We start from the raw sequence: 12149 nt of genomic DNA, 5'->3' as shown, positions 1-12149 counted from the left end.
ATAGTAGCGCTTCTTAGGCGCAATCTTATAAACAGATGAGCCTATGGTGCTCAATACTTTACCGATACTGACTGAGGCTATAATAGCTATGTCTCTAACGCCGCAACCTCTAACCGTCATTAGCCGTATGAGGTCTTCTATTTGAGAGTGACAGCCATTATAGGTTAAGGCATGGTCGCCAATGAACTGGCGGTTACAGTCCTTACATTGGTAGTTCTGCTTACCATAGCTTTTTATGCCGTTTTTCTTTAAACTAGAACTGTGACAGTCGGGGCAGCTGATTTCTATTTGTGTCTTCATAACCTCAAATATATCATCTTGCTTCGGCTGTCACTCTCCTTTTATTTCCTCAGCATACTTTCTGATACACCACCTATTTTTAGATGAGGTAGTTGAGCTTTCTCCACGAGCGCAAGCCTCTCTCTTGAGAGTTTTACAAGAAGGTGTACTCAATCGTGTGGGCAGCTACACAGAGATCTTGATCGATGTTCGAGTCATAGTAGCCACCAATGAAGATTTACAAACTGCTGTCACGGAAGGAAAGTTTCGTCAAGACTTATATTATCGCCTGAGCACCTTCCCTATCCACATCCCACCGTTAAGAGAACGTAAACAAGATATCTTATTGCTGGCTAAGTTTTTTTTGCAAAAGTATGCCGCAATGTATCAAAAAAGCATTAAGGGCTTTACGGATGAGGCTCGTGAGTATCTTAATTTGCATACTTGGCCTGGCAATGTTCGTGAAATTCAAAACGTTATTGAGCGTGCGGTTATCCTTAATGAAGACCATAACCTCATTGATGCCGCTGACTTAATGCTGTCTAACATTCAAGAGAGACATAGCCAAAGTGGTCAGAAACTAAAAATATCAGCGACTAGCGGCAACCTGCATGCCGCTGATGACAACAACGTGAACCAAGCCCTCGAAACTTTGTTCCATGAAGGTTTTGATCTAGAAAAGTTTAATGATAAGCTGATTCATGCAGCTTTGAATCAATGTGACGGTAACATCTCTAAAGCCGCACGCTTGCTGAATATTAGCCGAGCGAAGCTTGACTATAGACTTAGTAAATCAAGCCTAGATTCTTCACGCTGATTGTATTGTAAAAAATTTGTGGCTAACCATGTCTTCCATTCATGAAAATAATGACTTTCTATCAGAGCATATTAAAAACAAAAAAACCATGACAACCTTATTATAGGCCATCATGGCTTTCTTAAATCACTAGCAACACTAACTATGCGTGGATTTGACTACCCCTTAAACTGGATACGGACGTTGTTCAGTCTGTACCGATACCCACTGATAAGTGGTGAACTCATCAAAGGTAATATGACGACCAAAGCGCCCCACCCCTGAGGCTTTTTCGCCACCAAAGGCAATACGCGGCTCATCATTGACACTTTGGTCGTTGATATGAACCATACCCGTCTTCCAACCTGCGGCAAACTTCTGCGCACGGGCAATATCAGCAGAGTGCACTGCGCCGCTCAAGCCGGCACTGGTGTCATTGGCTAAGCGTAGTGCGTCTTCATCGCCAGTATGTGAAATCAAAGTGGCGACAGGACCGAACATTTCTGTACGGGCTGAATAGACATCATTGCTGCCTTTTAAGACGTACGGATAGACGAGAGCGCCTTCGCGTTTGCCTTCAAGTAGCATTTCCGCACCTTCTTCGATTGCCTGCTTGACAGCTTCTTCAACACGCCTCGCTTCATGCTCGTCGATTAGAGGTCCGACCAAGACATCCGCTTGTGAAGGATCACCTACTTTTAGTCCTTTGGTATATTTGACAAACTTTTCTGCAAACTCATCAAAGACAGATTCATGGACAATGAGGCGGTTCACTGACATACAAATCTGACCACTGTGTAAGAAGCGACCAAAGACCGCTGAGCGCGCGGCATAATCAACATCGGCATCTTCTAGTACGACAAATGCATTGTTACCACCAAGCTCTAAGATGGAGCGTTTGATTTCACGACCTGCCATTTCTCCTATGCGCTGACCGACTTCGGTAGAACCTGTAAAGGAGATGATATTGGGAGTTGGGTGAGTATAAAGAGCATCACCAATCTCAGATGTTTTGGGTACAACAACTGATAGCGCACCCGCTGGCAGTCCTGCTTCTTCAAATATTTTGGCCAGTAAGATACCACCGGTAATCGGCGTGGTAGAGGCAGGTTTTAGCAATACCGTGTTGCCACTGGCTAAGGCTGTTACGACTGAGCGCATAGCTAGGAACATTGGGAAGTTAAAAGGACCAATGACGGTCACTACTCCAGCAGGTTTACGAATGATATGGTTTGTCTTATTAGGAATGGCTGAGCGTGCGACAGTGGTTTCCAATAAAAATGGATATTCTGCTGCGACTTTAATCACGCCAATACAGGCATCGACTTCGACATTGGCTTTTATCACGGTAGAGCCAGACTCACGCACCAGTAAATCAATGAGCTCTTCACGGCGATTGATCATCACTTGTGCTGCTTGCTCGATAATTTGGCTCATGACATAAGGGTTGGTCTCACGCCACTGTTGTTGTGCCTTTTCAAGCGCCTCATAAGATTCGTTGAGATCATCTAAGCTGGCGGCTTTGAAGGTTGCAATTTCTTCACCAGTGAAGGGATTGCTGGTTACGATTTCGTGGCTTGAGGTACCATCACGCCATTCACCATTGATGTAGTTATGATGTAGATTGTTGTAGTTAGACATGTAAACTCCTTTTTTAAATGACTTTTTTAAGTGGTTTTTTTAAATGACTACAGAAACTGCTTTTATTTACTTAGGGTCTGTTGAACATTCAAATATTAGGGCTGCTGATAGAGACTTAACGACGGGTTTATATTAACTTTTGATTCACATATGATCAAAATAGGCCAAATCAAAAGCCATCATCGACTCACTTCCTGCTTGAGCCATTGCTATATGTGATTGCATACGAGGTAAAATATGATCGATAAAATAGTCTGCCAATTTCAATTTATTAGCATAAAACACTTCATCCTTGCCTTGGCAGGTCTCTACGATCATCGCATACATATAAGCAAAACAAAGATAACCGACAGCGTGTAAGTAATTCACGGCACAGCCATTAACTTCATCTTTACGCTCATTGATGTTCATTAATAACGTTTTGGTCAAACATTCAATATCATTGGCAGCATTCAATGTGGCCTGTTCGATGCCATGCTCGGCTTGCATGTTCGCAATATAACCGCGTATTTCAGCTAAAAAATCAAAAAGCATTGCGCCACTATCTCTGGCCACTTTGCGCCCTAATAAATCTAATGCCTGAATGCCGTTAGCGCCTTCATAAATCTGTGCAATTCGAGCGTCGCGCACAATCTGTTCCATGCCCCACTCACGAATATAACCATGACCGCCAAATACTTGCTGGCAGTCAACTGCTGCTTCGAAGCCTTTATCGCTCAAAAAGGCTTTAGTGATCGGTGTCAATAAAGCAACACGATTATTTGCAGTTTCGACGATTTGCTTGTCATTGCTGTATTTTGCAATATCCAATTGTTTGGCAACGTACATCGCAAAGCAACGAGAGACTTCGGCATGGGATTTTGCATTGAGCAGCATCCGACGTACATCTGCATGGTGGATTAAGGCATCTGCTGGCTTATCAGGGTTTTTTATACCTGAATCACTACGAGACTGCAATCGATCATTAGCATAGGCGACTGCATTTTGATAAGCCAACTCTGTGACACTAATTCCTTGAACCCCAATAGCGAGACGTTCGTAGTTCATGATAATGAACATAGAGGCAAGCCCCGTGTTTTCCTCACCCACCATCCAACCCTTGGCCTTGTCAAAATTTAACACACAAGTGGCTGAACCTTTGACGCCCATTTTATGCTCGACAGAACCGACAGAGGCAGCGTTGCGCTCACCACTCTGATAGTCACCCTTGTCATCTTTTTCAACCAAGTATTTCGGCACAATAAATAAAGAAGTGCCCTTAGAGCCAGCAGGGGCGCCTGGCGTCTTCGCTAATACCAAATGAATAATGTTCTCAGTCAAGTCATGGTCGCCAGCGGTAATAAAGATTTTACTTCCCGTAATATCGTAGCTTCCCTCTTTATTAGGAACCGCTTTGGTTTTGATAAGTCCTAAATCCGTGCCCGCATGTGCTTCAGTCAAGCACATAGTGCCTGCCCATTCACCTGAGTATATTTTTTCCAGATAAATATTTTTTAGTTCTTCAGAAGCTGATTCTAATAGACACAGGCCTGCACCTAAAGCAAGATTGGGATAAAGCGCAAAAGCTTGATTGGCACTAAACATCATCTCTTCTTGAAACATAGATACCATTTTGGGAAAACCTTGCCCGCCATATTCTGACGTTGCACCTAAGCCAATCCAACCCGCCTCCATGTATTGCTGGTATGCCTGTTTAAAACCAGTTGGTGTAGTTACCTGTCCATAACCTTGCGCATCATGTGTAAACTTAACGCCCTCTTCATCACCGCTACGATTGAGCGGTAAAAGCACGTTTTTAGTGAATTTCGCCAACTCCTCAAGCACCATACTTACAGTATCCATATCAATGTGACTGAGGCTTTCATTATCTCGCCAAAACGATGGGGCATCAAAAACTTCAGTCAGCAAAAATTGCATTTCTTGTAAAGGAGCATTATAAATACGCATAGGTTTTCCTTTAATTTGACAGTTTTATCTACATCAACTTATATCTTGCAAGCTTGACTAACCTCTTGCACTTCTTTATATATCGCATCAGCATCTGCAGCGCTTATGTTCAAAGAATCAAGATACTTTTGTGAACCTTGTTTTAACGGTTCTGACCAGTTAGGGTCATTTAGTGGATCTGGAATGTCAATAATGTTGTTACCTGCATCTTTAGCCGCTTGCAGTGCTGTTATATCCCCTTCACCAGTCAGGTTTCCAACCATTTGAGAAAACACCATACCCGAATTATCGTCTATAACTTTTTTTAGATCATCTGGAAGTGAGTCGTACTTTGCTTTATTCATGGTCATTACAAAGCTTGATGAATACAAGGGAATATTAGTATGATTATCAACTAACTCGTTAACACGAAAGATAGGCACACCATCCCATGGTAAGCTTAAGCCATCTATAACGCCGCGCTGCAAAGAAGTATAGATATCTGTCGCAGGTAACCCGACAGGCGCAGCTCCCATACTTTCTATAATATCACCAGCAACTGCAGATGGACGACGTATCCGCAGACCCTTCATATCACTAGGTACAGCGATTGGTTCATTACTGTGTAAAACTCCAGGACCTAAGCCCCACAGAGCCAATACATGCGTATCATCGTATTCACCAGCAATTGTCCCGTTATCATATAAAGTCTGCATGAGACAGCTCATCTGTAAAGCTGAATTTGACATACCAGGTAACTCAGCAATCTGAGACAAGGGGAAGCGTCCACTGGTATACCCTTGCAGCTGAATACCAATATCAACCGTTCCCTTGGCAGCAGCATCATAAGTTGCATCAGGTTCACTAAGCATTGCCCCTGGATAGTTTTCGATTTTAATACGGCCATTAGACTCTTCTTCTATCTTTTTAGCCCAAGGTTCGAATGCTTGCGTGTTCATTACCGATGGCGCTGGCATGAAGTGAGACATACGCAACACAATAGTCTCATCAGAATTGGTATCTGTTACCTGTGAGTCTGAGCCACTATCACACGCCATCAAGCCTGCTGTGGCTGTGATAGATACTACAAGTGCCGAGAATAACTTTGAACAGCTAAATTTATGAGGGGCGCTAGAAGGGATGTTGGACATAATCAAATCCTTTTGATTGATAGAATCAAGGCAAAACAACACTCAATTGAGCCGTAGATTCTTAAGTTAAATAATGATTGTATTGACTAAAAAACTTCACAATACAATGACATCTGAATCAGAAACAAATAATAGGATACTATAAGTCTTCTTTATATATATAGATAACAAAACTTATATATTATTTCTGATAATACCTATAATAAAGACATATTTGATATTAAACAAGAATATTATAAAATAATTTTATCAACTAAGTTGACAATAATTCAGATAAACTCTTACTTTTTAAGACAAGCCAATACTTACAAACTTTATTATTTGTAAGTACTGCTAAAGTTGTTTTTATTAATAAAATGGAATGTAGGGAGCGCGTATAATTTTACAGAAGGTATCTTTTACGCTAGGGGCTTTAGAGGGAAGCACCACTTCAAGCATCCTCTTTGAGGTTCGCTATCAATCGTTGGACAGTGGCTTTTAGCATTAGCACATTTTCAGCTGGGAGCCCTGCCAGCATTTTATTCTCAAACACCATCGATTTTACCTTACATCTTCCATAGATTTCCTGCCCTTCCGGCGTCAGTCCAATAAGGAGAATACGTCCATGATTGGGATCATCACATTTGCTTATCCACCCCTTCTCTTCCATCGTTTTAATGATTTGATTAGAGGCTTGAGGACTGATAAATGAACGTGCAGCCAATTTAGCATTTGCCATTTCACCATGTAGGTGTAGATTTGATAGCATGGTAAACTGGGGTAAGCTCACGCCCATTTCTGATAGTGCGTCGCTAAGCTGTTGATGAATAAGCTTATCTAGTTTTCCTATACTATAACTCACGGTTGGGGCATTGCTGATAAGCTTATCTAGTGCTATATTTTTCAATTTATTTTCCTTACTCGGCCATGTTAAATACTCTGGTGACGCATGTTAGGCTATTTGGCTAAAAACCTCAATTTATCTACTTCTTGTCCGTATAACGCCTTGAGTTCTTGCTTTCTATTGTTGCGTAATTTTCGTTGATTGAGCGTTCCCTTATCTGTTTTCTCACCTTCAACAACACTGGCTTGATTTTCCATCAGATAGATACGGGCGATCCTTTTTGAACTTGCATCACACCCATCGTTAATCTTGTTCATAAAGCCATTAAACCATGTTTGTACTTTATCGTGTTCTAGCACCTCTTTTAACTTAGCATCGCTCAGCCCTGTTAGCTTCCGAGCGGCTTTTTCTTTAATAAATACCAAAGCACCGATTTCGCTTTTTCCTTCACCAGTCAACACAGCATCTTCAATCAAATCAAGACCTTGCATTACTATGCGGCCTCTTAACTCCCCAACATTGACAAAAGTACCTGTCATTAATTTAAAATCTTCAGCAATACGGCCGTCATATACCAGACCCTCTAAAGGATTGTCAGGGTTATAAAACACTAGCCCATCCCCTGTACAGTAAAAACCTTCTTCATCAAAGCTAGCAGAAATATTGGGGTCAGTAGAGTCATGTCGCCAATACCCTGACATAACATGTGGCCCTCTAATACGTAACTCTAGTTTGTCCTGTATAGGAACAAGCTTTATCTCAACGCCAGGAGCAGGAAAACCAACAAAACTGGCAGTAGCATTCGATGGGCCTGTTGTAAAAGTACAAGAGGGTGAGGTCTCAGTCATGCCCAGCCCTGCCATAATGCGAATTTTTTCACCGCAGTGTTGGTAACTGATGTCACAAAGCTGTTGCCAAAGCTCTGGCGACAATCCTGCGCCACCAAAAAAGTATAAGTCAATGTTTTTAAAAAAGTTATCTCGCAATACCTTATCTTCTTCCAAAGCATTGGCAAGCATAGCCCAGCCTATTGGTACGTTGAAGTACTTGCTTGGAGAAATCTCTTTAAGGTTACGAATTGTCTCGTCGAATTTACCTACGACAGGGCGGCCATCATCAATATAAAACGTCCCGCCATTATATAAGGCAACGCCAAGGTTGTGACTACCTCCAAAAGTATGATGCCAGCTCAACCAATCAATCAGTACAAGCGGCTCTTCTTCTGTTAAGCGTAGCGTTTGCTTAAGCATTTGCTGGTTACTACACAGCATACGATGGGTAGTCGGTACCACCTTAGGATCGCCGGTCGAACCTGAAGTAAACAGAAACTTTACAATACTATCGGCGTTGATCTGATGATGTTTTTTCTCGACCTCCTCAGTTGCATTCTTCATCACAAAGTCGTTGAAATGCAGGCATGATTCGCCATCAAGGTCTCCTGTCGAAGTGATGATAGGTTTATCTAGCTGACCACACGCCTTGAGCTGACGCAAAAAACCCTTGCCATCACCAGCATAAAACAGCGCTGGTGTAAGTTTATCTATTACGTATTGCAACTTATCAGGCGTTTTGGCAAGTAATGAATAAGCAGGTGCGATCAAAGTAAAAGGAGCGCCAGCAAGCATGGCACCAAACATCAGCAAGAATACTTCCAATGAGTTTTCAGACAATATCATCAGTGGATTTTCTGCTGAAAGGTCGTATTCAAGCAATGCTTGAGCGATGTTTCGAGTCTTTTGTAGTACTTCACTGTAGGTGATTTCTATCCAGTCGCCGCGTTCACCCGTTTCGGTATTGAGCTCACGTTGGGCGATAAGTATTCTGTCAGGATATTTTTTAGCATACTCATATAGCTTATCGAATAGACACTCTGGATAGTCCTGCAGTTCCTCAACAGCGTCAATATAAATAATATCGCCTTCTTGTGCGCTTTTATAGTGAACTGAAACGTCGTGACTACCGACAGAAACTGCTCTTTCTGGGTAGCTATGATAGGTCAATTGGGTCATGAAGCACTCCATTAGTCTTGATTAACTTCTTCCTTGTTTTTTACTGCGTCATATCGGATATGTATTTTGGCGTATGGTCTTCAATGTATGGCTTCATCTCTGAGGAAATACCATCAAGCCAGATCAGGCTAAGATATACGTAACTAATGTTGGAATTCCTTTTCCAGAATGGAGCTTTAGTCGAGCTTACTCCTCTACTATTTCTTAAGTCTAAAAATATTGAGATCCCTCTATCAAAAAGGGACCTCAGGATAGATGTGAAGATTAGGATGAGTTATATGTTTTTTCTCATAAAACAGAAGATGTCAAAATTTTAACGCTTATAGGTTTGTAATCCTGGTTTGATGCTTTTTTCGTCAAGGAACTGACGCATACCTTCAGCACGACCATTTTCTGGATCACGCATGAGACACTGATCAAGCTTAGCGTAGAGGTAGTCTTCGTTTTGATCCCAAGTAAGCTCTCGGCAGCGCTTAAACCCATTTTTTGCATAGCGTAGAACCACTGGGTTTTTCTCTAAAAGAACTTTTGCAACTTTTTCTACTTCAGCTTTCAGCTCATCAAGTGGCACACTCTTATTTACCAAACCCATTTGTTCCGCTTTTTTACCTTTAAACGGTTCGCCCGTCATAATGTAATATAAAGACTCACGGTGACCCACAGTGTCTGCCATCGCTTTGCTAACGAGATTGCCTGGAGGGATACCCCAGTTGATTTCTGACAGACCAAAGGTTGCTTCATCGGCACAATAAGCAAGATCACAAGCGACTAGTGGCGAAAAAGCACCACCGAAACACCAACCGTTTACCATAGCAATGGTCGGCTTATTGTACATACGTAGAAGTTGCCACTGCCATCTACAAGCGTCTCTACGCGCTTTCTCTTGAGCAATTTCAGGTTGCCCATCTGTCTCACGGAAATACTCTTTGAGATCCATACCTGCAGTCCAAGCACTACCTTCGCCTGTGATAACGACCACACCTGCATCTGGGTCTTGCTCTAGAGTCTCTAATACCTCTATCATTTCTCGGTTAAGCGTTGGACTCATACTGTTACGCTGATCTGGACGATTTAGTGTCACCCAAGCAATGTTTTCGTTTACTTCTACTTTGACGGTTGTCCAGCGATTTTCATAATCTGACATAGTGTGCTCCTTTGTTCGTTTGATTACTTTCCTTGATAGGTTTAAGTAAGATTATCCCCACTATCAACATCTATCATCAAGTAACTCATTTTATAAGTTAAAGAATCAATTATGTATGACGGGCTATTGATGTTTAATTCATATTATCAACAAACTTTATAACTTGCAAAGGGTTTTTTAAGAACTATAGGATATCTATATTATTATATCATTCACTCTTAGAGTATATATCACTGATAACAAACATCAACAGCTCCTAAAATACAGCTGTTTCTATATATTCGTGGTTCAAATACAATGAACTCACTCCTAAAGAAACTTGATAAGTCAATAATATATAAAATAAAGCTAGTTGACAAAAATGGTCCTGTCATAGATTGGCTGAATGGGTAAGTAAACCTAGTATTAACGTATAACGACTGAAGCTTCATATATCAAAAACTAAAACCACTCAATAACTGCCCACTTAATAACTACGTCACATATATTCACTGATCTATCTCACTCATACTTGTAAGCACAAAAAAGCCATGCTGTCTCACAACATGGCTCTTTTCATATAACACCAGCGAATACCCTATCCCCCCAACAGTCCTAGCGAGATCACCGGGAAAGCGAGTAGGATTGCCAGCCTGACAAAATCAGAGACAATAAAAGGCGCCACCCCCCTAAACATCTCCGACAGCTTAATATGCGGTGCCACCGCCTTAATCACAAAGATATTCATCCCCATCGGCGGCGTGATCAGACCCAGCTCTACCGTAAGTACCGCAATGATACCAAACCAGATCGGATCAAAGCCCAAGGCTAGAATGATGGGGAACACCACTGGAATGGTAATCACCAACATGGCGAGCGCATCCATAAACAGACCAAGCAGGAAGTACATCAGCAAGATGGCCAGCAGAACGATCATCGGACTGACGGCCAAACCACCAATCCAAGTGGCTAACGAATAAGACAGTCTGGAGACTGAGATAAAGTAGCCTAAAGCTTCAGCACCCAGTAGCATAAAGAACACCACAGCAGACAGAGCTAGGGTCTCAATCAGTGACTGTTTCAGTCCTCTCATACGCATGCCTTTGGCAGCAGCATACGCCCAAGAGGCAAAGGCACCGACAGCGGCCCCTTCGGTTGGGGTAAACAGGCCAAAGAAGATACCGGCAATGATCAGAACAAAGATAAAGCCAAAGGGGATGAGTCCGGTTAGGGACAGCAGTTTGTCTTTCCAGGGGGTCTTCTCGCCGCGCGGGGCGAGGTGCGGTTTCCAGCGTACCATGATCATGACGGTCAAGGAGTACATGACCATGCCAAGGATGCCAGGCAGAAAGCCGGCGATAAACATGTCACCGACTGATTGTTCGGTGAGGATGGCGTAGACCAGTAAGGCGATGCTGGGCGGGATCATGATGCCAAGGGTACCACCAGCGGCGAGGATGCCGCAGGCAAAGCCGGGTTTGTAGCCGTATTTCTCCATTTGCGGTAAGGCGACACGGGTCATGGTGGAGGCGGTGGCAAGGGAGGAGCCTGAGATGGAGGCGAAGATGCCTGAGGATCCGATGCCGGCGATGCCAAGACTGCCTCTGACGCCGCCAAAGATGGTGCGGGTGGCGTCAAAGAGTTTGGCGGCCATGCCTGAGTGGGTGGCAAAGACGCCCATTAAAATGAATAGTGGGATGGCGCTGAAGTCATACTTGGCTAAGACGTCGACTGGGAGGTCTTTGAGCATTTGTAGGGCCCCGTCTGAGCTGGTGACGGCGCCAAAGCCGACGAGGCCGACGCCGAGCATGGCGAGGGCGACGGGGACTCTGACGACGACCAGTATGATCATGATGAGTAAGCCGATGGCTCCGATTATTTCTGGGCTCATGCGCCTGCCTCCTCGGCGTCAAAGAATTCGCCTGTTCTAAAGATGTTGATGGATTCGATGAGTGAGCGGATGGCCAGTAGTAGGCTGAGTGCTGCGCTGATCAGGTAGATGGGCATCATGGAGAGTCTGAGGTCTTGGGTGACTTTGCCAAATTCGATGGCGTCTAGGGCGCTTTCGTATAACCCCCAGGTGAAGACGAGGCCGATAAAGAAGAAGCCCATCATGAAGATGCCCATCATGTAGCCTTTGATGGCTTTGGGCATCTTTTGGGTGAAGACGTCGACGATGATTTGTGAGCGCTCGACATAGGCGGCAAAGGCGGCCAGTAGGGCGAAGAGCATGAAGTAGGAGACGATCTCGACGCTGCCTTTGACGGTGAAGCCCATGTCGCCGCCGGTGAGTTTGAAGATGTAGCGGGCGCCGACGTCAAGGATGGTGACGAGGACGATGATCACTAGGCTGATGCCGCCGATAAACTGACACAGCCTGGAGATGAGGGTGCTGAGTTTG

General features: G+C 43.5%; 10 protein-coding genes. 1 reads left to right on the top strand and 9 read right to left on the bottom strand.

The window, feature by feature from the left end; all coding sequences use genetic code 11:
* Positions 1 to 300, bottom strand: a 300-nt coding sequence (locus J3492_RS12540) for an IS1/IS1595 family N-terminal zinc-binding domain-containing protein (RefSeq protein ID WP_207991124.1), incomplete at its 3' end; no start/stop codon positions are given.
* Here J3492_RS12540 and J3492_RS12535 point away from each other — a divergent pair.
* A complete protein-coding gene (locus tag J3492_RS12535; RefSeq protein ID WP_341534145.1) occupies positions 278 to 1096 on the top strand; it encodes a sigma 54-interacting transcriptional regulator in 819 nt (272 codons plus the stop codon). The genes J3492_RS12540 and J3492_RS12535 overlap by 23 nt on opposite strands.
* Before the next feature lie 165 nt (positions 1097 to 1261).
* Here the strand turns inward: J3492_RS12535 and J3492_RS12530 are convergent, their stop codons facing one another.
* From J3492_RS12530 to J3492_RS12495, 8 genes are all read right to left on the bottom strand, one after another.
* Positions 1262 to 2716: an aldehyde dehydrogenase family protein gene (locus tag J3492_RS12530; RefSeq protein WP_207992379.1), complete on the bottom strand. Its 1455-nt coding sequence runs from the start codon at positions 2714 to 2716 to the stop codon at positions 1262 to 1264.
* Positions 2717 to 2860: 144 nt separating this feature from the next.
* Positions 2861 to 4663 (bottom strand): acyl-CoA dehydrogenase C-terminal domain-containing protein, encoded by a 1803-nt coding sequence (locus J3492_RS12525; protein ID WP_207992378.1) that lies wholly within the window; start codon positions 4661 to 4663, stop codon positions 2861 to 2863.
* Between the two features lie 38 nt (positions 4664 to 4701).
* Positions 4702 to 5793 (bottom strand): TRAP transporter substrate-binding protein, encoded by a 1092-nt coding sequence (locus J3492_RS12520; protein WP_243453255.1) that lies wholly within the window; start codon positions 5791 to 5793, stop codon positions 4702 to 4704.
* A gap of 430 nt (positions 5794 to 6223) precedes the next feature.
* Complete coding sequence (locus J3492_RS12515; RefSeq protein WP_207992377.1) at positions 6224 to 6679, bottom strand: MarR family winged helix-turn-helix transcriptional regulator; 456 nt, start codon at positions 6677 to 6679, stop codon at positions 6224 to 6226.
* A 50-nt stretch (positions 6680 to 6729) separates the two neighbouring features.
* Positions 6730 to 8625: a feruloyl-CoA synthase gene (locus J3492_RS12510; RefSeq protein ID WP_207992376.1), complete on the bottom strand. Its 1896-nt coding sequence runs from the start codon at positions 8623 to 8625 to the stop codon at positions 6730 to 6732.
* 313 nt (positions 8626 to 8938) lie between these two features.
* On the bottom strand, positions 8939 to 9769 hold the full coding sequence (locus J3492_RS12505) for a p-hydroxycinnamoyl CoA hydratase/lyase (RefSeq protein ID WP_201574490.1): 831 nt from the start codon (positions 9767 to 9769) through the stop codon (positions 8939 to 8941).
* A gap of 577 nt (positions 9770 to 10346) precedes the next feature.
* Positions 10347 to 11639 carry a TRAP transporter large permease gene (locus J3492_RS12500; RefSeq protein WP_207992375.1) on the bottom strand — a complete coding sequence of 431 codons (1293 nt, stop codon included), beginning with the start codon at positions 11637 to 11639 and terminating at the stop codon, positions 10347 to 10349.
* Positions 11636 to 12149, bottom strand: a 514-nt coding sequence (locus J3492_RS12495) for a TRAP transporter small permease (RefSeq protein ID WP_207991737.1), incomplete at its 5' end; no start/stop codon positions are given. The genes J3492_RS12495 and J3492_RS12500, both read right to left, overlap by 4 nt.

The organism is Psychrobacter coccoides (assembly GCF_017498085.1).
Classification (GTDB): Bacteria; Pseudomonadota; Gammaproteobacteria; order Pseudomonadales; family Moraxellaceae; genus Psychrobacter; species Psychrobacter coccoides.
The sequence above is the reverse complement of the archived record's forward strand: the minus strand, read 5'-3'. Positions and strand labels throughout refer to the sequence as shown.